Source organism: Proteus sp. Marseille-Q3619 (assembly GCF_965283115.1).
Genome location: NZ_CBDIMP010000002.1, coordinates 16,671 through 41,570, shown reverse-complemented (window position 1 = coordinate 41,570; position 24,900 = coordinate 16,671). Strand labels below are relative to the sequence as shown.

The window sequence follows — 24,900 nt, the reverse complement described above, 5'->3', positions numbered from 1 at the left end:
AAACTAGCTCTCCTAACACGAATATAATGAAAATAATAAAACCTATATAAATAGTGTATTTATATGGAAATGATAAAGATGTCTCACCAAGCCATGCCGTAAAAGCAAGCGCAACTAAAAACATGATAAACAATGCCATATATGATGAAATAACTCCAAACGGCAACAAAAACAGAGGCGAAGGAATCGCTATACAAAAAAGTAATATAATACATTTTTCTTTCATTTTAAAAATCCCATTTATACAGCTTATTGAATAATAATTAAGTTGTGACAAACAAACATAATATATTAATTTTTTTTATACTTCCTCAGTTTCTTTAATTGTTCAAAGCTCAAGTGGCTTAAGTCGATCCCTGTCGTTTGAATAGGCCCACCATCTGCACCCGTTAATTCCGTCTTGTTCTTCAGCATACCTAAATGCTGTGCAACCATCTTAAGCGCTTCATCTTGATTACGAGTAATAACCTCGACACCAAACTTCCCTTCTTTCACACCGGCAAATACTCGACGCGCTGGCCCTGTTAAATCACGCGTATCATGGAAATACGCACGACCAATACCAGCACCATTACAACGAGGGCAATCAGGATTTGGATCTAATGTTTCATCGTAACCGTAGCCACCCACATCTTGTGGAGGCGGTTTATTGGCTGTAAGCGCTTTTTTAATGGCATCTTCAAACTCTATTGAATCACGCCACTGGTAATTGAAACCAAAGCCCCAGCAATGACGACAACATAATCGACGGTATTCGGCCAGCTCGTTAACGTCTGCCGTTGCGATATCCCACCACATTTTTAATACGGCATCTTGGGTTATCTCTGTTCTGCGTTCCCGTTCTGCTAATGCGTCAGTGATTGCTCTTGAAACCTTAGCATTTCTTAGCATGCGAGTAGCATTTACATAAGCTGTATTTCCTTCGCCTTTATAACCAGCTCGCTTATATGCTCCTGTTCGATTTAAGTCGATAAGGTATTCACTAACAAATTTAACCTGTTGTTCAGTTAACCCGTAATTGCGTAGACTAAAGGTGTTTTCATCATCATGCGCATTACTGGATTCATTACTCTGCACATCGGGTATATCACTCTTGCGCATTAGCTCTTTTGCGCATTCTTTTTTCTGCGCAGTGCGCAATTTCTTGTGCGCAGTTTTTTGCGCATTCTGCGCACTGGATACTTTGATATATCGTCGTGCTGTTGCGTAATTTAGTTCCTTTAGTTCACACCACTCTTTAGAGGATATTCCTGTTATAGCATGTTCGGCGAGGAACTGTTGTTGTAGCATCCCCCAATCCGGTTTTGCCATTGTGTTTATCTCCTTAGCCTATTAAAAAGCCCATTCGTTAAAATAAGCTTTGTAATGAGTTATATTGACTTGCTAAACGTTAATTTAAGGAATGTATTAATGAAGATTAGTAAAATAATTGAACCAATAAATAGATATGCCGAAAAATTAAATGATTTTTTTGATGAAGTACCATCAATTAGTAAAAGAATTAGTATCATAGTATCAAACTTAGCAGCTTATACAGTGGTAAATGGTTTAATTCTCCTTATAGCAATCAGGGCATCATGTAAATATCCTAAGCTACAAGTTAACCCATATGATGTAAGTGCTATTCTTATCGCTATGCTATTTTTTTTCTTTATCAATGATGTCTTTACTAATCACTTTCCGATAAAACCCCAAAAAAATGAGAAATTCACTTTAAAATTAGTTTTCATATATATATGTTTTGCTCTAGGTTCAATGCTTATCACATGGTTATATGTTGCTTCTATTTATCAGCCATTAATCTCAATGCCTGATAGTATTTTTGAATGCACATCATAAATTAATAATCAACGTTACACTCTGTTCTCACGTACTCCTGCAACCCTTTAATCATTTGCTCTGACTCTGCAATTCGTTCTCGGAGTAACCAATAATTTCGGATAGCGGTGTCAGTAGGTCGGGCGGTGGTTGCATCATCCATGCCGGAGGTGGTAACACCTTCGGATTTTGGACATTCGGCTTTGATGTACACCCGCTCAGGATGACGCTCGCTAAGATCACGTAACCGGCTAATTTCTGTTTTAGCATTATTGAGTTCCTGCGTATGTTTTACATCGAGGTCATGAAGGGATTTTATGCGTGCTTGGTAATCTTGATTGATATTGACTTGCTCATTGAACGAACTAGTAAGTAATTTGTGATTCGCTTTTAACGTTCCATAGTCATCTATTACCCACCAGAGCCAGAACACCAACACCACACAACTACCAGCGAGTAATTTGGTGATATTCATAGACGTTATGCTGGATATGATTTCCACGTTAATTGAAAATGAGGGCCATCTTTGAATGAATCCCAATTACCGCCCCACTCAACATCAATGCCAAACTCTTTACCTGCTTGGATCATCGCTTCAGCCACTTTTTTAAAGTATGGCCATTCTTGCCAAGGTATTGAGCCATTCACAATAGGGGCACAATCCACGGCATGACCAGTAAGATGCCGACTATTCATCGTTCGACTTTTACCATTAATAACCAACTGACGTTGACGAGCTTCATTACGCTTTCCTTCAATAACTATAAAATCGACATCTGTTAATTTAAGTGCTCGTCGAGTTACTTTGACTAAATCAGGATGAACACCCTGCATATTCTTTTCACTACGTGTGCTAAATACAAATTTACTCACCGCTAACCTTCCTTAAAAACCGTTTTTCTAATGTTTTAATTAACTCAGCTCCAGACCAACCGGCTAAACCAGCAATACCACCAGCGAGTTCTGGAACCCACTCATAATAGCTAGACGCTAAGTACACCATTGCGCCAGCAAAAATAGAGACGATAACTTGAAGGAAAAATACTCCCCAACTTATATGCTCCCCATTCAACGCTTTATATGCACAACTAGCTGCAGTGCCTAACAAAGTCATGACGCTGATAAGTATGCCCACAAGCCAGTTATAGTTATTGGGGTCTTTATATGGCATTTTCTTCATACCTCCCCCTTAGCTTGGGGCTTATTAGTTAATAAAAGTTGGACTTAGTCATAATTACTTTCGTAATCTAAACTGTTCTATTTCCAGTGTGGTTTGTTCAAATCGCTCTTTCTCAAGTTCAACCCCAAGAACTCGACGATTTAACTTTAATGCAGACTTTAGTGTTGCACCTGACCCCATAAAAAAATCAGCAACCAGATCACCTTCGCGACTGCTTGAACGAATAATGTGTTCCATCATTTCTGCTGGTTTTTCACAAGGGTGTTTACCTGCGTAATATTGCACAGGTGGATACGTCCACACATCGGTGTAAGGAACATCAACGGTGACAGAAAAAGGACGACGTAATAATTGATATTGTTCAGCAAGCTCCTGGTACTCTTGACTAAGAGAAGCCTGCACCTCTATCAAATCAGTATGATCACGATTTAAAGGATTACTACTAAACTTTTCACTTGCTACACGCTGAAACAGCTCCTGCAGTTTTTTGTAATCAGACTCACTAGGTAGTTGCCATTGGCTGTAACTAAACCAGTGTGAAGCCATCTGCTTACCTGTTGCCTGTTTTATTTCTTTTGCTGTTATTCCTAATGATTCACGTGCAGATTTAAAATACTCAATCAAAGGTTTAAATACGTTTTCTTTAAGCGCCTTGCATTGCTGAAGATAGACACTGGTTTTACCCTTGTATGGGCTTTGATAATGTTCAGCAAATAAAATTCTTTCAGTGCTTGGAAAGAAACTGCGTAAATCAGCTTTACATGCCCTGCGCCAAGGCCCTGATGGTTTAGCCCATATAATGTGACTTAGAATATTAAATCTTTCACGGACGAGTAATTCTGTATCTGACGCTAGTTTCGAACCGCAAAAGATATAAAGACTACCGTTAGGCTTTAATACCCGCCAAAATTCCGCAAGCATTTCATCAAGCCAAGATAAATATGATGTTACGTTTTCCCACTGATTATCCCAACTACAAGACTTCACCTGAAAGTAAGGCGGGTCAGTTGCGATTAAATCAATACAATTATCGGGAAGTGTTTTTATATAGCTGAGTGAGTCATCATTGACTAAATTCACACTGTTTAAATTCACAGTATTTTTCATAGATCAGGAGAACCTTTTTTGATAAGCTCACCATGCTTTGTGCACATAAGCAGTGGGCTTTAGTTTGTCCGTGATCTACCAGAACGGGCAAATGACTGTAAAGGTGCTACCAACACTTTTACAGTCGCCCATTTTCACAGTATTAGATATTTTGAAATGTGTTTTCTTTGATATTTTCTTTGATTAGCCCCGCCATCGCCAACTGCGTTAATATCAATTGACAACGTGGCTCAGTTAAATAAGTAAATTGTGCAACTTCGCCAACTGTAACTTCCATCGTGTGCGGAACAACTTCAAAAACAAGTCTTGCCTCTTCTGTCATATCACTATGTTTTAACATGATATTTTAATACCTTTGGTCAGTTATTGGTCGTGAACACACATGTAACTCTGAACAAAGGAAACAGCAAGCCTTATCTGTTTTAGATACAAAAAAACCCAGCGCTTAGGCTGGGTTAGTTGGTCACTGTATAAAAACGGCAACTTATATTTAAATAGTGGATCATTGGCTCAAAGAAGTCAACACGTTCTTGCTATTATTTTTACTTTTCCACTCTTTTTCACGTTTTTTAAATGCATCTTTTAAATGTGGGTAAATTAAATATTCGGCTGAACTAATGATGTCCTCAATTTCTCTTCTGCATGTAGACATAGAAGGTTTTCTATATTCTACCGTTCTATTGCGTCTAATCATTTGGCGCGGTTTCACGATATGGTGATAATAACGAGCAATAGCGCGATCTGAGCTACCAAAGGCATAACGCAGTAATAAGAGCGTAAACGCTATTCTGTCTATGTGATAAATTTTATCGACCACTTTAGCGATCAACATACCATCGTCGTCATTACACATTTCTCGCTCAGGATAATCACGCCTTTCTACTGTCTCCATAAATTCAGCAATAATACTGCTTTGCCTTTTTTCTATCCTCCCTGAATATACCCATGCTCCAAATTTTGATAACCAAGGCTGGATCCATGCAACCTGATCATCATCAAGTTTTAACCCATCTGATATGCTCTTTATACTCGACATGCTCGTAACTCCATTACTTCTTGCTTAGTCTGTTCTAATAACTCAATTTCGGTACCATGAATTTCTTGCCATGATTTAGGTGATGCATGAAAGCCGGTTTCATAACACGCCCTATGATGTGGAGGACATAGTGGTAAAACATCTGTATGACTGGCTCGCTGTGCCATTCCCTGCCCAGTCCTAACATGATGTATTTCCGCTCTACTTGCCCCAAGCCCCATATTGCGACAGCAAATACAACCCAGCTCCGCTACATCTGATAGCCATTTCTTTTCTTCTTTGGTCTTTGATTTGATCATTGGTCTTGCCTCTATGTGAAACTTAATAATTGAGATACTGCATTTTCTACAGCTTTTTGAGTAGAGAATTGCTTACGAAGGATAAAATTCCAAAGCACATCGAGTGTAGCTTTGTAGAGTTCGCTAAATGCTAGGTCATCCATATTTGCAAAGCTGATTGATTTAGCGATACGACGTAAACTACCGTCAGGCATTTCAAATGTGTCGTAATAACCGGCTTGCTCTACAACCCAATAGCGAAAAGCATCAAATGATTTTGTTGCTGAGATATTTTGCGCACGATCTTGTGCGACTTCTTCAAGATAAATATCAGATGCGGATAAAAGCGCGTCAGCATTATCCGTGTAATATGAAAGGAATGTGATGTAACCACGCACAAGCTCTTTTTCTTCAGGTGAAATGGTACCGCCAACTGGTTCCCAATATTCATAGCCTAAGTTGAGTAATGCGAAGTATTTACGATGAAATCGAGGGTTACGAGCTTTCTTAAAATTAGCTGAAAGCACATCACCACACTTGATTTTTGAATGCAGAAAATCTCTCGTAACAGGGTTAGCCGGTACAAGAGTATCGTTAGACATTTTGATAAAACTATGCTGTGCCATACTTGGGTCTCAGTTGACACAGCAAATGTTTAGGATTGGGTGTTCAGACCAATTATTATTGTATAATAAATTTAATATTATTACTATAATAAAATTAAACAACAATATTAAAAATTGAGAATATCATGGCTAAAAAAATAATAGATAAGAATACATTTATATATAAAAGTAATGACCAAAATCATCTTTTGCGCTAGCTCTTAAAAATATCATTAATTTTGGTGATACTGATATTTTTCCTTATCCATATGAAACAAGAATGTTCGATGATATATTTTCAGAAATTTTAACATCTTTAAAAGAAACACATAAGAATTTCACAGAACATATAAATGAATGTCCACCAATAAATATAAGTACATGCTCCACCGTAGGATACAATGGATATCGATGGGCAACTCAAATAGATCCATATTGGAATGCTTATTTTTTAGGATTAGTCTTGTTTCTAGCATCTGATATTGAAAATAATAGAGTTGATAGCACACATGTTTACTCATATAGATTCGCACCTGACTTTGCTTCAGGGGCTTTATTCTGTAAAAATATAAATTGGAGGAAATTTCAAGAAGATAGTTTAGAGCTAGCTAAATCAGATGAAAAAATTAATTTTATAGTCACATGTGATATAGCGGATTTTTACACTCGAATTTATCATCATAGGTTAGAGAATTCATTAGACAGAATAGACCCACATAAAAACATATCATCTAAAATAAAAAAAATGATGCAAATATTTTCTGGTACAAATTCTTATGGTCTACCAGTAGGTGGCCCAGCATCGAGGATATTAGCTGAATTAGCACTAAATAGTTTAGATCATTTATTATTAATAAATAGTATTAAATTTAAAAGATATGTCGATGACTTTGTTATCTTTTGCGAGACCAGAGAAGAAGCTCATTCTATATTAACTCTACTCAGTAAAAAATTGATGGAGAATGAAGGTTTAACTCTACAAAAGCATAAAACAAATATTTTATCTAAAGATGAATTTGTATCTCTAACCCAATCAAAGTTATTTGGTAGTTCTGAAGATATAGACTCTCCAATGAAAGCTAAATTTATGAGTTTACCTATCAGGTATGATCCATATTCACAAAATGCAGATAAACAATATGAAGAAATAAAAGACTCATTAAAAGACTTTGATTTGCTCGGAATGTTAAGTGACGAACTACAGAAGTCAAAAATTAATCAACCATTTACAAAACAGTTAGTAAAATCACTAACTGTTGCATCTGACAAAATTTTATCCGATGCTTTTAAAGTTATGTTTAATAGTATTAATGAATTATATCCAATATTCAATACAATAATCCAAATAGCTATATCTAGCTGGCAACGTTTTGATCCAGAAACCAAAAAATTCATTAATACTAAAATTATAGAGCTAATTAAAAATGATTCATTTATATTAAAAATAGAATTAAATATTTCATTTGTAATAAGACTACTATCAAAAGAAAATACTGTAGAAAATCAAATTATATTAATAGACTTATATAACTCTAATAGTGATAGCCTATTAATTAACTTATTAATTACCCAAGCGATGACAAAATGGAATACATTCTATTGGATATCCGAATTAAAAAGAAACTTTTCCACAATGTCTTCATGGCAAAGAAGATTATTCATTATAGCATCATACTTATTAGGTGATGAAGGAAAACATTGGCAAGAACACAATAAAAGTAAATTTAATTTCATTGATAAACTATATAAATCATGGGGAGCAAAACGCAAAGAAAATAAAGATTTGGGGGATGCTTTATGATTTCTGAAGTGACGTTTTCTAAGAAATTTACTTCATTTTGGAATGAAGTTTTACCGAATGCTAAAAACTATGTAAGACTAATTAATGGAGGACTACTAATCGCCGAATACAATCCTATTCCTTCGACGCATAGAAAAGAAAATATTGCATTAATTAACACTCTATCATTTTTTATGTTAAGAAAGTTAATTCAAAAAGAATATAATATTGAAAAGTTATCTCACAATTCATTTTTGAAGAGCGATGAATTTATAGTTATAATGGAAGAATGCTTACAATATTTATTAAACTTTAGCTATGGTAAAGATTTTTCTTTACCATTGGAAAATGTTGAATTGATTCAAGTTAATAAATTATTTAAATTAATGTATGAACACTTCAAAAACAACCGTGAAATATGCATAGATCCTTGTTTTGACGGATGTGGTTTTATAAACCAATCTTATGGGGATTTAATTTGTGATGGTACACTTACTGAAATAAAATCTGGGGAAAGAAAATTTAGTTTAACAGACATAAGACAAATAGTAATATATTTAACTTTGAATCATTATTCAAATATACCATATTTAATTAATAAAATAGAACTTTTTAATCCTAGAATGGGAATTTCATTTTCAGAAGATGTTAATGACTTTTGCTTAAAAATAAGTGCATTAAATTGCACTGAATTATATTCAGAAATTCAAAAATATATAATTGATAATAATTTTATTGAAGAATATTCTTTTTAGAAAAAATTAACGTATTGTAGTAATAAAATGCTACAATACGTTTCACTTTAAAAACCCAATGTCATTTTTTTTGAATATCCTATTTGATTTTCCATCCTCTTAAAACTTAATCTTTCCGCCTCCCCCTTACTAATATTTTTAATATAAGAATTCACCAGCTGAGCATAAGCGGTACCAGTATTTCCATCACGATTTAATCTAAGAAGAATTTCCATTAGAGATTTATCAGCATTATCGTTGTAAACAGCATCACGATATAAACCAATCCAGACATCACAATCTTGCTCAATTTGCCCTGTATCACGGCTATCAGCTGGTGTCGGGCGCTTATCTGCCCTATCTTCCAATTTACGGTTAAGTTGAGTTAATAACAGGACAACACAATCCATTTCTTTTGCTAGATTTTTTAACCCCGTAGTAATATCACCATATGCAATATCACGACGTTCAGCCTGCCCAGCTTTGATAAGAGTCAGGTAGTCAATCGCTATTAGGCCTATTTGCCCTTTAGCTCGTTTAACCTTGCGACATTCAGCAATGATATGGTTAAGATCAATACCAGGAGTGCTATCGATATACATATTCGATTCTGCAATCTCTTTTGCTCTGGCTAATGCCCTAGCCATTTCCATATCATCATGTGTACCTGTATAAAAAATATCTGCAGATACATCGCCTTCTTGAGAGATCATTCGTTCAATGATCCCACGGTCTGTCATTTCAAGGCTGAAAAGCAATGTGGGTAACTGGTGGTTTAATGCAAAGTGAGTTGCAACACGATTATAAAATGCGGTTTTACCCATTTTGGGTCTTGCACCAACAACAATTAATGATCCTCTTAATGCCTGCTTAGGAGCCATTAACTCATCCAGTGACTCTATACCCAAAGTAAAACCCACCGCATTTTTAGGATCACTAAAGCGCCTATCAACATCATCAAGCCAATCTCCAACAACATCTAGAGCAGGCCTTAAACCTTTGCTTTTTCCTGTTTTCGCATGTTCTACAATGCTTGATACAACCTGCTGAACATTTGATAGTTTATTGTTGATATCAAGACCATCATTCGCCATTAGCATTTCAACGCAGGTATTAAGGTTGTTGATAGCATAACGCTGTATCGCCTTATCTCGTACAATCCGAGCGTAGTTCACAATGTTAGCAACTGAAGGTAATCTACAAAGCTCCGCTATGTAGGCAAATCCCCCAACTTTTTCTAAATCACCACTACGTGTTAAAGAGTCACTAACTGTAATGACATCTGTTGGGTAGTCAGATTTTATTAACTTCACAATCTCTGTAAAAATTCGACTGTGAGGTCTTGAATAAAATGATCCTGATTTAACTAGTGATATCACATGTTGACGCTTATCTTCGTCAGTGCTGATCATCAAGCCACCTAGTACAGCCTGCTCTGCTTCAAGATTGTATGGAGGGGTGAAATAATCATTTGTCATTAGCACGTTCCTCTTTGACCGCAACATAACAACGTTCCGTAATTAAATAATCTAAATTTTTACGTCGCCATGTACCCCCTCGCCCATTATCTCGATCCTCCATCATCCATCGACAATTACTGGCAATATACGATAAATAATTTTCCCAGCGCTCTTGATTGAATTTAAATTTTATCCAGAAATTTCTTAGCTTCCGTTTACGCTCATCAGTCATTACTTTGATAGCTGGCATATCAGACAAAATATTGTGATATGAATTAATAATATTTTCATAATTCAATTTAATTTTTGGTGACGATTTGTTGTCGTCAGGTTCTCCTGACGTACCCTCAGTAATATCTGTAGTAATATATGTAGTAATCTCTGTAGGATCGAACTGCGGATTTGTTTCATCGCTACCGTCAGTTTTGTCTTGTCGCGGTCGTTCGTTTTGTTGTTCCGCGAAATCACTATTGTGACTTTCCCCAGTTGCGCTTTGCGCATTTGGGGCATTTTCAATAGGTTGTGACATGACATAATCTAATTTTTCGCAGTCAATTAGATAATAAATCTTATGCTCTAAGCGTTTATTAGTCTCAACCAGAATACCTCTGCTAACTAAATGCTTTCTAGCCGTAAGCTGTTCTCGGTAGCTTAAACCCGTCTCAGATTCAATTTCTTCTGATGTTTTATAAACACCTAATTTAGAGTCAGCTTTATCCTGCCAATAAAATATTTGGCTAAAAAATATTACTGCATTTACACTGCCCAAACGTTTTACTAACCCAGGGAAATAAGCAACTGGACGTCCAAAGTCTAATAACAAATCAGATGCTCTCACTTTACACCCCCAGTGCTTTAGCAATATTACGGCAAGCATTTTGGTACTGCTCAGGGGTTAAATTCTTCGACAGTAATTTTTGTTTTTGCTTTTCATACTGTTCCCAAACTAACAACGCAATAACACGTCTACCCTCAAAGATATCCCTAATTTCTGATATATGGGCAGGTTTATCATTCAGCATAAACCCATTACGGTATGTAATTTTTTCAGTTGATCTAATCATTGGTCTTGCCTCTTGAATTAATGCACGCTGGTCGGGCGTGATATCTCATTTAATGCACGTACTACATTGTTTATTTGGTGTGACATGTCACGACCTTCTAATAAGATTTCAGTCATAGCATCAGCAAAACGCTGAATAGCCACGGTTGCTAAATAGTTTTTCGTATCTCCACGTACTCGAGCTAACCTCGAAGCCGGTAGTGCCATTTCAATCGCAGGCATTAACTCAGCAATCTTCCTTTGAGATGCACGAGAATCACCTCTTAACCAGCGAAATATCTGTTGCCGGTTATTATTGATTGCTTTCCAATCGGCCTTACCAGTTTGATCCTCAATGGCATATAATCGACCATGTTCTTGATTAACCACTAATCGTAAATAAGCTCGGCTAATCTCAATGGCAACATGTTCTTGCCCTTGTTCTACCGCCCAATCTTCAATTTCAGCTCTGATAATGTTGATATCAAAATTCATTTTTGCGTCTCCTGTCGCTAGAAAAATTGATTATGCATAATCAGTTTTTTAATTTGATACCTGTAATACTGATGATGATTTAGGAAGCCCATCAAACTGATTAGGATAAATTTCTGGCGCAACCTCATGAGGTGTCACTTGCCATCCTAAACACTCACACAGGCTTAAAACCTTCGGAGCAGGAACGCCATTTTTAAACCATAAATGCACTGTTTGAGGCTTCGTATTTAATCGTCGAGCAATCTCTGATTGGCTCGCTAGATTGATAATTTTGTTTTTTATACAAGGTGTCATTGTTTTCTCCTTTTTGAATTACAAGTTAATCTTACAATCAAACACGCAACAATATCAAGTTTTTCTTGAAGTGATCCCTACAAGGAAAGCTTGTAATATAATTTTATGAAAAAGAATCCGAATGAAGTATCAGCTACACGTATTAGCCAAATACTAACCGAGCGAAACTGGTCTCAATCAGAATTAGCTCGTAGGCTCGGTGTTAGCCCTCAATCAGTGCAATTTTGGGTGAGCGGTAAAACAGCACCTAGGGGTAATAATTTAACAGCATTGTCTAGTATCTCAGGATATCCAGAACATTGGTTTTTTATGAGTGATGTTTCAACTGAAGTAATGAATAAGCCAGTTGTCCGTAAGAGTGATTCTTATCTTGTTGAACTACTTGATATAGAAGCAAGCGCAGGCCCTGGCATTATTAATAAAAGTGAATTTATTGAAACAATTAGAGCTATTGAATATACATCTGATGAAGCACTCCGTTTATTTGGCAACAGACCTAGCGCTAATATAAAAATGATCACTGTGGTTGGTGATAGTATGCAAAATACTATTGAACCAGGAGACCAAGTTTTCATAGATGTTCACATAGATTATTTTGATGGTGATGGCATTTACGTTTTCATTTTTGGTCAAACATTGCACATTAAAAGACTTCAAATGATAAAGAATAAATTAACCGTTATCTCTGATAATCCCAATTACCGAGATTGGGATATTGGTAAAGAAGATGAAGACCAATTCTTCATTTTTGGTAAAGTCCTCCTCAGTCAATCTAGAACATACAAGCGTTACGCTTAAAATCCTTTCATAAAATTCAAATTAAATTACAGGAGCTTAATAACTCTTGTAATTTTTTTTATATATAATTACAAGAATTATTTGTAAAATAGACTTGCAATATTCAATTTTAACTTGTAGATTTACTAACAACAAAAACAACACAGCAAGTGTTTAGGTAAGTGTTCAGACCTTCTTATTCAGCACTAGGGAATATTTAAGACCAAAGCTACAAAGACATGACCATGACGGCTCGGAAAGACGAGCAATAAGTTACAGACGTAAAAAAACCCACCGAAGTGGGTTCCTTTACCTCGGGTCGCCGACCAAAGCTAACCGAGAGTTCTACTAGCGCGACCAAACGCTAGAAGAGGCAAGACCAATGATAAATCACTGATCACCGTTATTTTAAAGGAGTTGCTATGAAAGCACAACCTGAAAGCCTAACCGTCACACTCTATATTCACGCTCAAAAACAGTTCGATGGTTCTTATCAATATAACGCCTACGCATTTAAAGCCGATCCTAATGATGGACTAGGTTTCGTTATTGCAGAACACACTGTTGATGTTCCTTTTAAAGAGCCAACTCAAACTGATCTCGTTCACGCTGAAATTGATTTTCTACGCAATGAGCAAGAAAAAATTCTTTCTGATGCCCAAGTGAAATCAAGCCTGTTAGAAGATCAAATCCAAATGCTTCTCTGCTTGGAAGGCAAACCCATTTCGAAAACTGACGAAGAAATCCCTTACTAAGAGGCAAGACCAATGAAAACTTTTATCTGTGTATTTGAGCCTACGACCGAGGCTCGTACAAACAATGGTGCTGTACCGTTGGCCATAGCGTTAAGCACTGCTAATGCAAAACTGGCAACAGCGACTGCAGTAGTGAAATTATCTGAAGCATATCCAGAAGCTATGGATAACTTTAATACTGATGAGCCATTAATTAGCGAACATCTTGACGGTTCTGCATGCCCTACTTTAGATGCTTTCGATGAAAAATTTGCTGTTGAAAATGAGTATGACGGTACTCAATGGAAACCTATCGAATATAGAGAGTTCAAAAAGCTAGCCACAAAACCTCGTATCGCCAGCCTGCTGTTATTTGGAAAGACTCAAATAACAAACAAAGAGTTCTCTTTTACATTGAAATATCTTGCTGGCACAGAAGATCCCAAAATTCGTAATATCGCCACAGGCCTTGCAGAAATAACAAAGTTATCTTTGATGGATGCTGAACAAACGATGGAAATAGCACAGGCTATCTATGAGTTTGCTAATGAAGATGTCACCGTTGAAGAAGCTAAATCACTAGGTGAAAGCTGGCTGACAGAAGAATCAGAGCAACCACAAGAAGAAATATCTTCTATCAAGCGTAACTACACAACTATAGATACTGAAATCGCCTTAGCGCTGTTAGATGATTTTGATCCTAATAATGTTCTTCCCTCTCAAGTAAAGAAAGCCAAAGAGCTGATAGATGATGACGACAAAGCATGGAAACGCTGGTCAATGGATTTACGCACAACAGCTGGCATCTTAGATATACCTCGTGAAAAGATTTTTGCATTAATAGCTGAAAGTAAAAAACAACCTGAGTTATTAGATAATCCTAATGCACGAAAAGAGTTGATTGATCTGCATTTGGGCATTAGCAAATCTAACAACATTAAAAAAGAAGAAATTACTACTAAGTTAACTCAAACAGATAATGCCTCTTTAATATCCAAAGAAAATACAGTTGAGAAAGAAACTAAGCCTAAACGTTCGCGTAAAAAGCAAGAAGTAGCACTTAAGACAGAAACAGCTCAAGTGATTGAGCAAACTGAAGAACCCAAAGAACCTGAAACACCATCAGTACAGCACGATAATTTTGAACAACGCGCGAGTGTGCTTGAGGAAGTTCTTAACTTAGGTGATGCAAATAATCTTAATATTTGGAAGCGTGTACAACGTACAGACCCTCGCTTTACTAAGCCGTTAGAAGGCATGGGATTTATAGGAACTAGCATAAACAGCACCTACATGTTTATGCGTGCGACTGAAATATTCGGCCCTATTGGTGAAGGTTGGGGTTATGAAGTCCTTGAAGAAAAATTTATTGATGGAAAGCCTCTTGTAGAACCTGTTCTCGATGAACGTAATAAACAAGTTGCAACCCGTTTTTTACGTGATGGTGATGGAGCGTTATTCTGCGAACAAAACCACTCAATTAAGATCCGTTTTTGGTACATCATCGAATGTGAAACCCGCGGTGAGTTTGAAAGTTATGGTGCAACACCATACCGCTATCAAACTAACTATGGCATTAAGGTTGACGGTGAAGCTATTAAAAAATCACTAACTGATGCCATCAAAAAAGCCCTATCAATGCTTGGCTTTAGCTCTGATGTCTTTATGGGTATGCATGATAACCCTGAATACTTAGCGAGTAATAAGCTTGAGTTTGAAATTAAAAATGCGAGCGAGAAAGCTGAAGATATTACTCGCATTCGTAAAGAATTAGACGAGAAATTTACTAAACATACGGAAGTGATGCGTAGTGCTGTTACTGAGAATGAATTACGAGGCATTGCATCTACATTAACGCGTGAAATTTCTGCACATATCAAATCAGCTCAAGAACGTCGTGACGAAGAATACGAGAAATATTTATCTGGCCGGTTACGCCGATTAAATCAAATCGAAAAAGAGTGCTCAGACCAACTTAAACAGAAAGAAGAGGCAATCTAATGACCAATACTACTGCTATCGCACTGGCGACCAATTACGAAAAATTACAACAACTCGTTGAAAAAGGAGAATTCTCTCCTGAAGATATCGCAGATACGTTGGAAGGTATCGAGGGCGAGTTAGGTGATAAATTGGATGCAATTATGCACCACGTTCGCAATATCGAAGGTCAAGCTAAAACACTGGATGAGGAATCTAAACGTTTATCTGATCGTAAAAAATCATTCGAAAACCAAGCTAAAAATCTAAAGAAATATGCTCTCAACTGCTTATTAGCTTCAGGATTAGATAAATTAAAAACAACAAAAAATACATTCACAGCTAGAGCTGGCGTTGTTCGAGTCATTATCGACAATGAAGCTTTGTTGCCAGATGAGTTGGTTGATGTTCAAACCATCACCGCACCTGATAAAAAAGGCATCAAAGAAGCGATTGAAAACGGAATTGAAATACCTGGTGCTCACTTAGAAGTCGGTGACCGATCATTAATGGTTCGTTAATTCATAATAGCGCCCTTTCTTGGGCGCATTATCAGGAGATAAACGTTATGGCCATGAAGTTAGAAGTTGTCATCACTCATGATGAAACGACAAATAAATGCAGTATCGAATGGTCTACGGCATCAACAAAAAATGTCACCGAGCAAGAACAGCAAGCACTTTCATCAATGCAGAAAGCGTTATTGCTACAACTGGGGCATCCTATAAATACAGCTATCATTCATTAGCGTGACATGTCACAAAGAGGCAAGACCAATGCTAAGACACTCTCAACAAAAAGACCAAGCCGTAAAGATCACATTACCTGATGGTACACATGGCTTTGTTTCAACAGATAGACGTTGCCATGTTTCATACGACTTTCCAGCACACGTCAAAATTGAACTTCAACCCACTCCTGCTGAGCAACAAAGGAGTAAACAATAATGTTTGGTTTATTCCTTTTGATATGTAGCTCGGTGAATTGTCAGTTTGAACCCTACGGTTATATTTATCCTGATGAACAAAATTGTTTAATTGATAAGGAATTACTCGCGACCAAAGGGAAAATTGCAGAGTGCTATCCAGTGGAGGAAATTATTCGGGTAAAAAGTTGATTAAGCATAATCAGTTTTTACTTTTCGTTGTTATTAGCATGGTGGTTTATTCAAGACCAATGGATGACCACCATGAAATTATTAACACCTTGGAAACCAGGGAACCAATTATTAACAAGTTTTGATATTAAATTAGGTCGGTTAGCGTTCAGTGTAAGAAATAGACCATGCACTGACGCTGAAATCAAACACTCCTGTGATACAGCAGACCGACTTATTTTATTAATGATGAGGCAAGACCAAAATGAGCGGAAAACTGATGAAAGCTAGTGCGTGGGCTAAACGAGAATTTGAAATAGGTTCTATTCCAGATAATAGAACCATAAAAAAATGGGTAGAAACTGGCTTATTAAAAGGCAAAATCGTTGATTGTTCTGTTTGGGTATATTCATCCGAACGTTGGGGTATCGAGTCCGTTATTTCTTCATGTGTCGATGAGTTAATAAGGGCTTCGTGATATGGCCAGTAGACCAAGAAGAAAGGAATTTAGGCATCTACCTGACTTTCTGTATTACGATTCATCCAAAAAACAGTATCGCTTAACGCTGACTAATGGTATTCGAAAATGCATTGGTGCTGATAAAGCAAAAGCTATCGCAATAGCCAGAGAATACAACAATATTATGCGACCAGAAAAATCTGTTTCTGTTAATTCATTAATTATTGACTCGGGAGGACAATATGGAGAAGCCCTCCCTCTTTCAGAACATTTAGATAAGTTATTTTTGCGGATCACTAATGATGAGAAACCATCAGACAGTACACTTAGTAACTGGGTTAATGACTTAGAAAGAATTAAGATCTTTTTTAAAGATATCCCCGCGAATGAAATCTCACTGGAACATGTAAATGGCTATATTAATGAATATCATGCCGATGCTTCTGCTAATGTACAAAATCGTAAGGTAAGCTTTCTAAAGAAAATTTTTAGTTACGCAATGGATGAATCTCTTATGTTTGATAATCCCGCTGAACGTAAGAAAATGAAAAGAGTCGATGGGAAAAAACGTAGAAGATTATCTTATGATGATTTTCTTAAAATTCGAGCATCTGCAGAACCTTGGTTAAGAACAGCAATGGATCTGGCATTACAAACAACACAAGCAAGGCTTGAAGTATCACGCATAAAATATAATATCAAAGCCCCAAAAGAAGGCATCTGTGGATGCTTATGGTATGAGGAACCTTTAAATGGAATATACGGGATGATTTATATTCACAGACAAAAAGTGCAACATAAAGAGGCATCTCATATTGCGATCCCCATAGGTAAAGCGCTTAAGGAAATCATCGATAATAGCCGTGACAATGTGGCAAGCCCTTATATTGTGCATAGACTACCTACTCGTATTCCAAATAAGATGAGTAAAGAAGTTAATCATCCAACACAAGTTGCACCTGATTACCTTAGCCGTGCATTTTCAGCATTGCGTGATCAAGTAGGCGTTGCCAGTCATTTGCCTTTAGATGAAAGACCTACCTTTCATGAAATAAGGGCATTGGCGGCCTTTATGTTTAAACAACGTGGTTTTGATCCTCAAGCTCGAATGGCTCATAGTGATGCAGAGTCGACAAAAATTTATACTGAAAACCATGTACAATGGGTTGAAGTGCCACATTGTGAGATAGCATAAATTGTATTAGTTCAGATTTGAGCTAATACAGGTATGATACAGAGTCGATTCTAATTTGATAGACTACTATGTGCCATAAGCAAACATAGCTTATATCATGCCATGTGGGTTAACTTGGATCAAATTAGAAACTTAATATCATATGCTTATATATGACAATCATGAGATTTAGGTTAAGTGATAATGATAATAGACATTCCTACTAAGAATGATTTTTATACAATGGCTGATCATATAGTAAATGAAGCTTGGGAAAAGGTTACTGATTTAGCTTATAACTTTGACGAATTCGACATATGGAGGAGGTTTTATAAAGAACCTGAATATTTTTTAGGATCAGATATAAGAAATCTTGACCATTATTGGGCGTTTGCTCGACCTAAGTTAATTACTGCTTTTAATTTGATACTTCAATCTATCGAGTTCAGATTAAAAGGACTAATTGTTGAAATATCTCCTTACCTTCTTATTACTAATGCAACTCGTAATCCCCCCAAATCTGATCGTGATGGTAATATTTCATTTTCAGCGTTTCGTACTTTAGATTCTCAAGATTTAATTAAGGTACACAATACATTCTCTTCTAAAGTATTACCCGACCAATTTACTACTTGGTTCAACGATATGCGTACTTTAAGAAATCGTTTTATGCATTCGGTTGACAAAACAACAGATATCATGCCTGACCTAATATTCACCGCTATTGTACGTGCTCACAACTACCTCAACACCGAATCTGCACATTGGATATGGCATAGATATAATTATAGAGCAACTCATGCCTCTGGTAGTAATATAGACATAAAAGAGGATGAAGAATTTTCAGGTATTGTATGGTCCATGCTTCAAACTCATTATGAGTTTACTTCCGCTATATCTGTTTGCTCAAAAGAGTCGGTGAGAGAATTGTTTGGGTATACGAAAAATGATACTGAAGATAGTAACCCTAAAGAAAGTTTTTACTGCAGGAAGTGTGTTTCAGTTATGGAGAAAGGATGGAATTTTGATAGTAAACATCTAGATAGGGCTTTGGAAACAGTTCAGTACCACCGAGGTAAAAAAATGTATATTTGCGCATTCTGTTTAGATGAACAGAAAACCAAACCACGTGAAATATGGGAGGAAGATGATTAATAAAGTAATATATTTTCTTACTATAGTTTAATCATGTCTGCTTCTCGCTCAAAACAGACGATCATATTTGGTTATATTCTACTTACGAAACCTATTAGCTCAAATCTAAGCTAACATACATAAACATAGTGGTAAAACTCCCTTTAACTCATTGATTCTTATAATGCATGTTTTGTATATCTAGCACTGTATGCAATCACATATAAATGCATTATTTATATTTATAATCAAAGTGTTAGGTAACTTAAAATCAGTTTCATGGGGTGTCAGGGGTCGTAGGTTCAAATCCTATCATGCCGACCAAAATTCCTTAGAAAAACCAACCGCTTATGGTTGGTTTTTTTATGTCTAGAATTTGTCACTGGTAAAACTCTGGTAAAACTCTGGTAAAACGACGACAAATCATCTCTCAAAATCACCCTTTCTTTAGCTCATAAAATTGCCCTTTTCTCCTTGCTATTCTATTCGTTACCTTATATAAATTACTGTACAAAAACACAGTAAAATAGGTGATATCATGATTAAACTAGAAATCAATAATGCTGAATATATTGCTCAATTAGAAGAAGCTCGCTTATCTGCAGACAACCCTTATGGTTATCTGTTTATGGACATTATCTTTTCTGATCCAAGGTTTGATGAAAATACATTTGAAATGAAGAACATTAGACGAGAACCGATGAGAACCTATATGACGGAGGATGTGGCTAGTGATTTGCTTGAGCAATTGGAGCGATTTTTATATAGTAAAAATACTGTACATAACTCTTAAGAACATAAATACAATTAATTTATATAAAAATTTATTTTGGAATACAGCAATGGATAGTTACGATTACGCTAGTTATGAATATTTAAAACACTGTTTATATGTTGAAGTAATAAACTCTAATAATAAAAAATTTTCATGGAGGAGAACTTTACTAAGAGCTTATAGCTACCCTGATCGTCGCTTCATTTTTGGTGGAGAATAGCCAATTATTTTTACCATAAAAAAAGCCTAAGAATGAAACGTTTCTCCGAATATATAAACCATAAGCTAACCAGTAAATATGGAGCTGATATTGAATTAGGCACAAAGATTGCGCCCGGATTTACCAGCCCTCACCTCATTGGTATTGTTATAAATAGGATATCCATTATTGGCGCTAATTTTCACATACGCCAAAACACAACCATAGGAACATCTGGCTCTAGAATTCATAATAAAACATCAGAAAAACAATTTATAAAAATTGGTGATAATGTTGAAATTGGCGCTAACTCTTGCATTATTGGAGATAATTTAACTATTGGAAATAACGTTATTATTGGTGCCATGTCTTTTATTAATAAAGATATTCCAGATAATTGTGTTTGTTATACAAAGAAAGAAAATAAAATAATAATATCAAATATAAAATAACACTGTAGACACCATCATATTACAAATAATGGTGTCTATGTTAATCACTGTTCTACATAAACAGCTACAACATCATGATACCAAGTTTGAACTTTTTCTATCTTTGTTGGGCTAATATTAAATCTTAATTCACCTGCTCCACCAACCACTACATGCATCCAACTTATTGTATCTTGAGGTATAATAAAAGGTGTTGATTTAACCATATTCCCTCCATCATTAAACTCAATAATACATAACTTACCTGAGCAATTACGTCCGAAATTGATTGGTGATGCACCATTATTAGGCCAGCTAAATTTTTGCATGCTATTGCGAGTAGGCTTAGAATACCGACTATCGCTCTCAGCTTTTGTGTAGCTACTTCCAGCTGTTGCATAGCTTCCTTTTGGCTGATATTTATTATCAGTTTCTGCTTTTGAATAACTGTAACCGGATGCTTGATAGCTCCCTTTTGGTTGATATTTACTGTCAGACTCCGCCTTAGTATAAGATGCTCCTACTAATGCATAATTACCCGCTGGTTGGTAATTCCCTTTGCTTTGATAACGTCCATCACTTTCTGCTTTTGTATAGCTACTTCCAGCTGTCGCATAGCTCCCTTTAGCTTGATATCGACCATCCGATTCGGTCTTCGTATATGAAGTACCAGCTAATGCATAATTGCCTGAAGGTTGATAACTTCCTTTAGGCTGAAAAGCATCCGTAGAGGCTTTCTGGCTCATCACATGAACCGTTGATGTTCCCGTACCTTGAGCTACATTACTCTTATCAAACTTATTATTAAGCCCACTATTTAACGCTGAATTTGTCGCATAATCGCCTGATGGTTGGTAACTTCCTTTCGCTTGATATCGTCCATCGCTTTCCGTTTTTGTGTAACTATCCCCTTTATTGGCATAGTTCCCCGCAGGCGCATAATTCCCTTTTGGCTGATACTTGGTGTCAGTTTCTGCCTTTGAGTAGCTGTAACCGGATGGCGCGTAGTTACCTAATGGTTGAAAACGTTGATCTGATTCTGTTTTAGAATAAGCACCTACATCACCTGCTGTGGCATCGGCTTTTAACTCTGTCCATGCATTGCCGGCAACTGGCTCAATATTGTTATTCTCAACTTTAGACTGCCAGGCTTTATTTTTATGATACACAATAGCCCGTATCGCATACGGCTTACCGGCTTCATCCCATTTTGGAAAACCAAATAGCTGAATTTCGCCAATCGCTTCTGTGATATCGTGAAATATCCCGTTCATTTTTTCACGTTCAATATCTTTCGCAGCAGGATCTGTCACTTGGTCACGTTCATAGTCGTAACCATAGCCTTGTGTATAAGACACAGAGCCATCTGATTGGATTTCTACGGGAATAGAAGCCTTATCCCCTTGTGTTGCAAAGGGGGTTTTAAAAATAGTTGTCATAGGAATTATGCTCCGAAGTTACTGCCTAAGAAGTTTTTACGATGCTGACCAACACCAAAGGCTTTTTTGGTCACAATGCGATATTTGACGCCAACACCCGAAGGACGTGGCATTAAGTCAAAGTTTTCGAGAAGAACACGTAGACGTTCGTCAGGGTTGAAGTTAAAGACGTAATACATATAAGTCATGTCTAGCGGATCAAGGACAAAAACTTTGCTGTCATCACGCCAAAAGAAACGTTTTAAAAATTCATTAATATTGGTGACCGTGGGGCTTTGTGTCAGATTAAAATAGCGCATTCGTACTAACATGCGTTTTTGATCAACAGTCAGTGACAAGGTGTAATCCGCATTACGTCGGAAGTTAGATTTAAAATTGGCTTTCTTTTTGCCAAAACCAAACCCAACTTTATTTTTATCGCTCGGTGGAATATCAATACCTAACGGCACATCCAGAATACGTGACCAAATCGACAACCCAAAGTCATTCGCGGTATCGATATTAAACACATCTCGGTACCAGTTTTGCCAAAATGACACCATCGACTTTTCAAAATGAGAGGCTTTAAAACTGGCGAGTTTCTTTAAATTCTCTGCATCTTCATACTGCCAGAGGATCGCTTTTAATAGGTCTGAATGGAACTCAAATTGTTGAACGTTCATACAATCACCACTTGCACAGCACCCCGTTGCAAGCGTGCGATTTGATTAATGGCAATCGGAATTAACGCAACATTCCATACTTTCCCGTCCAGTGACAATTCAACTTTAGTGACAAATAAGCGAGGTTCAACAGTATTTACCGCTGAAGCTATCTCAAAAGGCGATACTTCACGCCCAACAATCAAACCGTTATCGCCGTCCAGCTCTCCACGCGTCCATTGTTCAATAGCACTAGGGATGATAGTTTGCGCATCAACGGCTGATTTTTTAACGGTCACTCGACAAAAAATGGTAACCTCTTTAGGCCGTGAAAATTTCACTTTGTATTCTTGTCCACTCACAGGCTCTACAACACCAATTTCAATCTCACCATTAAAAGCCGATCCAATGGTTTTGGTTCTCAGCAATGATTTAGCAATTTCATTACTGTCGCCCCCTTCAACACAAACGTAAATGCTATGAGGCAAAAGAGAGATACCATCAATAGTGAGTACTGCATCAGTGTAGTTCTCACGAAAAGAAAGTGAGTTAACACCCTCTAGCTCATACAGTGAAGAAGTGATCGCTTCTGCAACACTGACGGTATTTTTAGCCAGTGTTTGCTTACGTCGTCGCCTTGCTTTGATATCAGATTCAGCATAACGGCCAACAACCGCATGAGTGGGATTATTGACTTTCTCCCAACCTAATACCGAGCTAGCCACAGAATTAAGTTGGCCGGCACCGCATTCAACAGGACCATATTCAACCGCCCTCATATCCCCTGTTGCTTTGCCAGTATTATTAATAATCAAGGGTGAAACTGTTTCGAACATGGCACCAGCAACACTAGACGCTAATGAGCCTTTAGGAATAATGGTGCCGGGTACGCCACTAAATTCAACGCTGGAAAGATAAGAGTGAGTGGCATTAATGCGTTGGCCACCCATTAGCGCCCATATTGCATCAAGAAAAACACCACCAGCAATATCGGGATTGATTTGATTTGCTAACTCGGCATTGTTTCTCACCATTGCATCACGATTTTCAACTTCCATCGTCGCCAATGCCCCTTGTGGTGTTTCAGGGGCAAGATTAATCGATTGACCAAACACCGCACGAAACTCACTTTCAACTTCATCACGTATTGTAACCGTGTCGGGAAGAATAACGCCTTTATTATTAATATAACGATAATCAGCCATTCAATGTAAACCCTCCGTATATCGTGCGAATTGTCGCTTGGTACTTCAATTCACCGTTTTCCACTATGGCGCTAAAATGAGTCACTTCAACCACCTCTGCAATTTCGCTCATACGTTGTCTAAACGCCGTTTCAAACATCGGGATATCAGTTTGGCGACCAAAGGTTGTTGGCCAGAACGGAATACCTTTATCTTTTTTATGTAACATTTCACCACGAACCGCTTTTGCAAAATGCTGACAAAGGTTTTTAACCGCTTCATCTTTTTCGCTGAATTGTAGATTTCCATCAGGGCCAATAAAAAGATCATTATTTTTATCAATTGAAAATGTTCTCACAAAGGCGCTCCTGTATTTCCATGACCGGTCTCAACACCGCTATGTTGATGCGTAGAACCGATATCTTTTCCGTTATGTCGCATGGTTCCCCCTTGAGAATCACTATTACCATTTACCGCGTAATTACCGTTCACTGTGACGTTGCCAGTAAATATCGTTTCAGGGGCATTGACTTCATACTTAGGGGTTTCCAGCACCACTTTATCGTTATGCAGAGAGAAACAAACTGAACCATCCATTGATTGGATCACCAAGGCATCAATGTTCTTTCCATCAATCGCCCATCCTTTGATGGTGTCAGGGAAAAACATTGCGTCACTAAATGAATGGAGGCGTGCGGTATTAGGTTGATCCTCCAATCCTCCACGCTGAAATATCAGGCTAATATCTCTGTCATTGGCTTTTATCCAACCAAAATCACCCGGCTTAATCGGTGCGCGAATAAAGAAACCACCTCCGCCAAATCTAAAAACGGGAATGTTAGCCAATGGTGCTCGCCCGACTGTTCCCCCTTCAGTTGTTACCATCATCACCAGTGGTTTGATAACAGCACGATTAGTTTTATCGTCATAACTGACTACTGTTGCTGGGAGCATGTCCTCTGTATTCATCATCAGGTTACGAAATGCAGACGATAGCGCACCTGCCAGCGAACCATCACTGGCAATATCAGTATTGGGTTTATTCAT

General features: G+C 37.1%; 34 protein-coding genes. 14 read left to right on the top strand and 20 right to left on the bottom strand.

Annotated elements, in window-relative coordinates; genetic code table 11:
* Together ACWPWK_RS18960 and ACWPWK_RS18955 are read right to left on the bottom strand one after the other, a co-directional pair.
* The coding region (locus tag ACWPWK_RS18960; protein ID WP_454209242.1) for a hypothetical protein at positions 1–226 on the bottom strand (226 nt) is incomplete at its 3' end.
* A 65-nt stretch (positions 227–291) separates the two neighbouring features.
* Positions 292–1,311, bottom strand: coding sequence for a terminase small subunit (locus ACWPWK_RS18955; RefSeq protein ID WP_109372829.1), 1,020 nt, complete (start codon positions 1,309–1,311; stop codon positions 292–294).
* Between the two features lie 99 nt (positions 1,312–1,410).
* Between ACWPWK_RS18955 and ACWPWK_RS18950 the strand changes: the two genes are divergently transcribed.
* Complete coding sequence (locus tag ACWPWK_RS18950) at positions 1,411–1,839, top strand: hypothetical protein (protein WP_109372828.1); 429 nt, start codon at positions 1,411–1,413, stop codon at positions 1,837–1,839.
* A gap of 1 nt (position 1,840) precedes the next feature.
* On the opposite strand, the gene ACWPWK_RS18945 is transcribed toward ACWPWK_RS18950, so the two are convergent.
* The 8 genes from ACWPWK_RS18945 to ACWPWK_RS18910 form a co-directional block, all read right to left on the bottom strand.
* On the bottom strand, positions 1,841–2,293 hold the full coding sequence (locus tag ACWPWK_RS18945; protein WP_109372827.1) for a lysis protein: 453 nt from the start codon (positions 2,291–2,293) through the stop codon (positions 1,841–1,843).
* Between the two features lie 5 nt (positions 2,294–2,298).
* On the bottom strand, positions 2,299–2,652 hold the full coding sequence (locus ACWPWK_RS18940; RefSeq protein WP_109372960.1) for a M15 family metallopeptidase: 354 nt from the start codon (positions 2,650–2,652) through the stop codon (positions 2,299–2,301).
* 31 nt (positions 2,653–2,683) lie between these two features.
* Positions 2,684–2,989: a phage holin family protein gene (locus ACWPWK_RS18935; RefSeq protein WP_036908815.1), complete on the bottom strand. Its 306-nt coding sequence runs from the start codon at positions 2,987–2,989 to the stop codon at positions 2,684–2,686.
* A gap of 63 nt (positions 2,990–3,052) precedes the next feature.
* The gene (locus ACWPWK_RS18930; protein WP_208623305.1) at positions 3,053–4,105 is read right to left on the bottom strand and encodes a DNA-methyltransferase; all 1,053 of its coding nucleotides are present in this window, start codon (positions 4,103–4,105) and stop codon (positions 3,053–3,055) included.
* 142 nt (positions 4,106–4,247) lie between these two features.
* On the bottom strand, positions 4,248–4,445 hold the full coding sequence (locus ACWPWK_RS18925) for a TrmB family transcriptional regulator (RefSeq protein WP_109372826.1): 198 nt from the start codon (positions 4,443–4,445) through the stop codon (positions 4,248–4,250).
* Positions 4,446–4,607: 162 nt separating this feature from the next.
* Entirely contained in the window at positions 4,608–5,141 is a 534-nt protein-coding gene (locus ACWPWK_RS18920) for an antiterminator Q family protein (RefSeq protein WP_109372825.1), read from the bottom strand.
* Positions 5,129–5,440, bottom strand: coding sequence for a Ref family recombination enhancement nuclease (locus ACWPWK_RS18915; RefSeq protein ID WP_109372824.1), 312 nt, complete (start codon positions 5,438–5,440; stop codon positions 5,129–5,131). The genes ACWPWK_RS18920 and ACWPWK_RS18915 overlap by 13 nt, the downstream gene beginning before the upstream one ends.
* 11 nt (positions 5,441–5,451) lie before the next feature.
* Positions 5,452–6,045 (bottom strand): DUF1367 family protein, encoded by a 594-nt coding sequence (locus tag ACWPWK_RS18910; protein ID WP_219410104.1) that lies wholly within the window; start codon positions 6,043–6,045, stop codon positions 5,452–5,454.
* A gap of 259 nt (positions 6,046–6,304) precedes the next feature.
* On the opposite strand from ACWPWK_RS18910, the gene ACWPWK_RS18905 reads away from it, so the two are divergent.
* Both ACWPWK_RS18905 and ACWPWK_RS18900 read left to right on the top strand, forming a co-directional pair.
* Positions 6,305–7,825: an RNA-directed DNA polymerase gene (locus ACWPWK_RS18905; RefSeq protein ID WP_454209241.1), complete on the top strand. Its 1,521-nt coding sequence runs from the start codon at positions 6,305–6,307 to the stop codon at positions 7,823–7,825.
* Positions 7,822–8,559 carry a hypothetical protein gene (locus tag ACWPWK_RS18900; RefSeq protein WP_109372822.1) on the top strand — a complete coding sequence of 246 codons (738 nt, stop codon included), beginning with the start codon at positions 7,822–7,824 and terminating at the stop codon, positions 8,557–8,559. Before ACWPWK_RS18905 ends, ACWPWK_RS18900 begins: the two co-directional genes overlap by 4 nt.
* A 47-nt stretch (positions 8,560–8,606) precedes the next feature.
* On the opposite strand, the gene ACWPWK_RS18895 is transcribed toward ACWPWK_RS18900, so the two are convergent.
* Genes ACWPWK_RS18895 through ACWPWK_RS18875 form a run of 5 tightly spaced genes read right to left on the bottom strand, consistent with a single transcriptional unit; the run spans position 8,607 to position 11,829 of the window.
* The gene (locus ACWPWK_RS18895; RefSeq protein ID WP_109372821.1) at positions 8,607–10,016 is read right to left on the bottom strand and encodes a replicative DNA helicase; all 1,410 of its coding nucleotides are present in this window, start codon (positions 10,014–10,016) and stop codon (positions 8,607–8,609) included.
* On the bottom strand, positions 10,006–10,836 hold the full coding sequence (locus tag ACWPWK_RS18890; protein ID WP_109372820.1) for a replication protein: 831 nt from the start codon (positions 10,834–10,836) through the stop codon (positions 10,006–10,008). Before ACWPWK_RS18890 ends, ACWPWK_RS18895 begins: the two co-directional genes overlap by 11 nt.
* A gap of 1 nt (position 10,837) precedes the next feature.
* Entirely contained in the window at positions 10,838–11,062 is a 225-nt protein-coding gene (locus tag ACWPWK_RS18885; protein WP_103004846.1) for a hypothetical protein, read from the bottom strand.
* A 17-nt stretch (positions 11,063–11,079) separates the two neighbouring features.
* The gene (locus ACWPWK_RS18880; RefSeq protein WP_049257326.1) at positions 11,080–11,535 is read right to left on the bottom strand and encodes a toxin YdaT family protein; all 456 of its coding nucleotides are present in this window, start codon (positions 11,533–11,535) and stop codon (positions 11,080–11,082) included.
* A 48-nt stretch (positions 11,536–11,583) separates the two neighbouring features.
* Positions 11,584–11,829, bottom strand: coding sequence for a transcriptional regulator (locus ACWPWK_RS18875; protein WP_109372819.1), 246 nt, complete (start codon positions 11,827–11,829; stop codon positions 11,584–11,586).
* A gap of 105 nt (positions 11,830–11,934) precedes the next feature.
* Between ACWPWK_RS18875 and ACWPWK_RS18870 the strand changes: the two genes are divergently transcribed.
* The 11 genes from ACWPWK_RS18870 (at position 11,935) to ACWPWK_RS18820 (ending at position 20,610) form a co-directional block, all read left to right on the top strand.
* The gene (locus ACWPWK_RS18870; RefSeq protein WP_109372818.1) at positions 11,935–12,627 is read left to right on the top strand and encodes a S24 family peptidase; all 693 of its coding nucleotides are present in this window, start codon (positions 11,935–11,937) and stop codon (positions 12,625–12,627) included.
* A 401-nt stretch (positions 12,628–13,028) separates the two neighbouring features.
* Entirely contained in the window at positions 13,029–13,361 is a 333-nt protein-coding gene (locus tag ACWPWK_RS18865) for a hypothetical protein (RefSeq protein WP_072069979.1), read from the top strand.
* Between the two features lie 12 nt (positions 13,362–13,373).
* Positions 13,374–15,341: an exonuclease family protein gene (locus tag ACWPWK_RS18860; RefSeq protein WP_109372817.1), complete on the top strand. Its 1,968-nt coding sequence runs from the start codon at positions 13,374–13,376 to the stop codon at positions 15,339–15,341.
* A complete protein-coding gene (locus ACWPWK_RS18855) occupies positions 15,341–15,841 on the top strand; it encodes a siphovirus Gp157 family protein (RefSeq protein WP_109372816.1) in 501 nt (166 codons plus the stop codon). Before ACWPWK_RS18860 ends, ACWPWK_RS18855 begins: the two co-directional genes overlap by 1 nt.
* A gap of 47 nt (positions 15,842–15,888) precedes the next feature.
* On the top strand, positions 15,889–16,068 hold the full coding sequence (locus tag ACWPWK_RS18850; RefSeq protein ID WP_049199463.1) for a hypothetical protein: 180 nt from the start codon (positions 15,889–15,891) through the stop codon (positions 16,066–16,068).
* Positions 16,069–16,096: 28 nt separating this feature from the next.
* Entirely contained in the window at positions 16,097–16,267 is a 171-nt protein-coding gene (locus ACWPWK_RS18845; protein ID WP_167392492.1) for a hypothetical protein, read from the top strand.
* Between the two features lie 414 nt (positions 16,268–16,681).
* The gene (locus tag ACWPWK_RS18840) at positions 16,682–16,894 is read left to right on the top strand and encodes a hypothetical protein (protein WP_036937941.1); all 213 of its coding nucleotides are present in this window, start codon (positions 16,682–16,684) and stop codon (positions 16,892–16,894) included.
* A 1-nt stretch (position 16,895) separates the two neighbouring features.
* The gene (locus ACWPWK_RS18835; RefSeq protein ID WP_109372815.1) at positions 16,896–18,071 is read left to right on the top strand and encodes a tyrosine-type recombinase/integrase; all 1,176 of its coding nucleotides are present in this window, start codon (positions 16,896–16,898) and stop codon (positions 18,069–18,071) included.
* A 183-nt stretch (positions 18,072–18,254) separates the two neighbouring features.
* Positions 18,255–19,205 (top strand): hypothetical protein, encoded by a 951-nt coding sequence (locus tag ACWPWK_RS18830; RefSeq protein ID WP_109372814.1) that lies wholly within the window; start codon positions 18,255–18,257, stop codon positions 19,203–19,205.
* A 517-nt stretch (positions 19,206–19,722) separates the two neighbouring features.
* The gene (locus tag ACWPWK_RS18825) at positions 19,723–19,977 is read left to right on the top strand and encodes a hypothetical protein (RefSeq protein ID WP_109372813.1); all 255 of its coding nucleotides are present in this window, start codon (positions 19,723–19,725) and stop codon (positions 19,975–19,977) included.
* A gap of 234 nt (positions 19,978–20,211) precedes the next feature.
* A complete protein-coding gene (locus tag ACWPWK_RS18820; protein ID WP_349419700.1) occupies positions 20,212–20,610 on the top strand; it encodes an LbetaH domain-containing protein in 399 nt (132 codons plus the stop codon).
* 44 nt (positions 20,611–20,654) lie between these two features.
* Here ACWPWK_RS18820 and ACWPWK_RS18815 read toward each other — a convergent pair whose 3' ends face one another.
* Genes ACWPWK_RS18815 through ACWPWK_RS18795 form a run of 5 tightly spaced genes read right to left on the bottom strand, consistent with a single transcriptional unit; the run spans position 20,655 to position 24,900 of the window.
* The gene (locus ACWPWK_RS18815) at positions 20,655–22,028 is read right to left on the bottom strand and encodes a hypothetical protein (protein ID WP_244185040.1); all 1,374 of its coding nucleotides are present in this window, start codon (positions 22,026–22,028) and stop codon (positions 20,655–20,657) included.
* Positions 22,029–22,033: 5 nt separating this feature from the next.
* Positions 22,034–22,690: a DUF2612 domain-containing protein gene (locus ACWPWK_RS18810; RefSeq protein WP_049213669.1), complete on the bottom strand. Its 657-nt coding sequence runs from the start codon at positions 22,688–22,690 to the stop codon at positions 22,034–22,036.
* Positions 22,687–23,874, bottom strand: coding sequence for a baseplate J/gp47 family protein (locus ACWPWK_RS18805; RefSeq protein WP_109372849.1), 1,188 nt, complete (start codon positions 23,872–23,874; stop codon positions 22,687–22,689). Before ACWPWK_RS18805 ends, ACWPWK_RS18810 begins: the two co-directional genes overlap by 4 nt.
* The gene (locus ACWPWK_RS18800) at positions 23,867–24,211 is read right to left on the bottom strand and encodes a hypothetical protein (protein ID WP_109372848.1); all 345 of its coding nucleotides are present in this window, start codon (positions 24,209–24,211) and stop codon (positions 23,867–23,869) included. Before ACWPWK_RS18800 ends, ACWPWK_RS18805 begins: the two co-directional genes overlap by 8 nt.
* Positions 24,208–24,900 carry a Gp138 family membrane-puncturing spike protein gene (locus ACWPWK_RS18795; protein WP_109372847.1) on the bottom strand — a complete coding sequence of 231 codons (693 nt, stop codon included), beginning with the start codon at positions 24,898–24,900 and terminating at the stop codon, positions 24,208–24,210. The genes ACWPWK_RS18800 and ACWPWK_RS18795 overlap by 4 nt, the downstream gene beginning before the upstream one ends.

What these genes read in the sequence shown, in the direction of transcription:
- ACWPWK_RS18955 (WP_109372829.1), bottom strand. Translation starts at nt 1,311, where the DNA reads ATGGCAAAACCGGATTGGGGGATGCTACAACAACAGTTCCTCGCCGAA.
- ACWPWK_RS18950 (WP_109372828.1), top strand. Translation starts at nt 1,411, where the DNA reads ATGAAGATTAGTAAAATAATTGAACCAATAAATAGATATGCCGAAAAA.
- ACWPWK_RS18945 (WP_109372827.1), bottom strand. Translation starts at nt 2,293, where the DNA reads ATGAATATCACCAAATTACTCGCTGGTAGTTGTGTGGTGTTGGTGTTC.
- ACWPWK_RS18940 (WP_109372960.1), bottom strand. Translation starts at nt 2,652, where the DNA reads ATGCAGGGTGTTCATCCTGATTTAGTCAAAGTAACTCGACGAGCACTT.
- ACWPWK_RS18935 (WP_036908815.1), bottom strand. Translation starts at nt 2,989, where the DNA reads ATGCCATATAAAGACCCCAATAACTATAACTGGCTTGTGGGCATACTT.
- ACWPWK_RS18930 (WP_208623305.1), bottom strand. Translation starts at nt 4,105, where the DNA reads ATGAAAAATACTGTGAATTTAAACAGTGTGAATTTAGTCAATGATGAC.
- ACWPWK_RS18925 (WP_109372826.1), bottom strand. Translation starts at nt 4,445, where the DNA reads ATGTTAAAACATAGTGATATGACAGAAGAGGCAAGACTTGTTTTTGAA.
- ACWPWK_RS18920 (WP_109372825.1), bottom strand. Translation starts at nt 5,141, where the DNA reads ATGTCGAGTATAAAGAGCATATCAGATGGGTTAAAACTTGATGATGAT.
- ACWPWK_RS18915 (WP_109372824.1), bottom strand. Translation starts at nt 5,440, where the DNA reads ATGATCAAATCAAAGACCAAAGAAGAAAAGAAATGGCTATCAGATGTA.
- ACWPWK_RS18910 (WP_219410104.1), bottom strand. Translation starts at nt 6,045, where the DNA reads ATGGCACAGCATAGTTTTATCAAAATGTCTAACGATACTCTTGTACCG.
- ACWPWK_RS18905 (WP_454209241.1), top strand. Translation starts at nt 6,305, where the DNA reads ATGTTCGATGATATATTTTCAGAAATTTTAACATCTTTAAAAGAAACA.
- ACWPWK_RS18900 (WP_109372822.1), top strand. Translation starts at nt 7,822, where the DNA reads ATGATTTCTGAAGTGACGTTTTCTAAGAAATTTACTTCATTTTGGAAT.
- ACWPWK_RS18895 (WP_109372821.1), bottom strand. Translation starts at nt 10,016, where the DNA reads ATGACAAATGATTATTTCACCCCTCCATACAATCTTGAAGCAGAGCAG.
- ACWPWK_RS18885 (WP_103004846.1), bottom strand. Translation starts at nt 11,062, where the DNA reads ATGATTAGATCAACTGAAAAAATTACATACCGTAATGGGTTTATGCTG.
- ACWPWK_RS18880 (WP_049257326.1), bottom strand. Translation starts at nt 11,535, where the DNA reads ATGAATTTTGATATCAACATTATCAGAGCTGAAATTGAAGATTGGGCG.
- ACWPWK_RS18875 (WP_109372819.1), bottom strand. Translation starts at nt 11,829, where the DNA reads ATGACACCTTGTATAAAAAACAAAATTATCAATCTAGCGAGCCAATCA.
- ACWPWK_RS18870 (WP_109372818.1), top strand. Translation starts at nt 11,935, where the DNA reads ATGAAAAAGAATCCGAATGAAGTATCAGCTACACGTATTAGCCAAATA.
- ACWPWK_RS18865 (WP_072069979.1), top strand. Translation starts at nt 13,029, where the DNA reads ATGAAAGCACAACCTGAAAGCCTAACCGTCACACTCTATATTCACGCT.
- ACWPWK_RS18860 (WP_109372817.1), top strand. Translation starts at nt 13,374, where the DNA reads ATGAAAACTTTTATCTGTGTATTTGAGCCTACGACCGAGGCTCGTACA.
- ACWPWK_RS18855 (WP_109372816.1), top strand. Translation starts at nt 15,341, where the DNA reads ATGACCAATACTACTGCTATCGCACTGGCGACCAATTACGAAAAATTA.
- ACWPWK_RS18850 (WP_049199463.1), top strand. Translation starts at nt 15,889, where the DNA reads ATGGCCATGAAGTTAGAAGTTGTCATCACTCATGATGAAACGACAAAT.
- ACWPWK_RS18845 (WP_167392492.1), top strand. Translation starts at nt 16,097, where the DNA reads ATGCTAAGACACTCTCAACAAAAAGACCAAGCCGTAAAGATCACATTA.
- ACWPWK_RS18840 (WP_036937941.1), top strand. Translation starts at nt 16,682, where the DNA reads ATGAGCGGAAAACTGATGAAAGCTAGTGCGTGGGCTAAACGAGAATTT.
- ACWPWK_RS18835 (WP_109372815.1), top strand. Translation starts at nt 16,896, where the DNA reads ATGGCCAGTAGACCAAGAAGAAAGGAATTTAGGCATCTACCTGACTTT.
- ACWPWK_RS18830 (WP_109372814.1), top strand. Translation starts at nt 18,255, where the DNA reads ATGATAATAGACATTCCTACTAAGAATGATTTTTATACAATGGCTGAT.
- ACWPWK_RS18825 (WP_109372813.1), top strand. Translation starts at nt 19,723, where the DNA reads ATGATTAAACTAGAAATCAATAATGCTGAATATATTGCTCAATTAGAA.
- ACWPWK_RS18820 (WP_349419700.1), top strand. Translation starts at nt 20,212, where the DNA reads ATGAAACGTTTCTCCGAATATATAAACCATAAGCTAACCAGTAAATAT.
- ACWPWK_RS18815 (WP_244185040.1), bottom strand. Translation starts at nt 22,028, where the DNA reads ATGACAACTATTTTTAAAACCCCCTTTGCAACACAAGGGGATAAGGCT.
- ACWPWK_RS18810 (WP_049213669.1), bottom strand. Translation starts at nt 22,690, where the DNA reads ATGAACGTTCAACAATTTGAGTTCCATTCAGACCTATTAAAAGCGATC.
- ACWPWK_RS18805 (WP_109372849.1), bottom strand. Translation starts at nt 23,874, where the DNA reads ATGGCTGATTATCGTTATATTAATAATAAAGGCGTTATTCTTCCCGAC.
- ACWPWK_RS18795 (WP_109372847.1), bottom strand. Translation starts at nt 24,900, where the DNA reads ATGAATAAACCCAATACTGATATTGCCAGTGATGGTTCGCTGGCAGGT.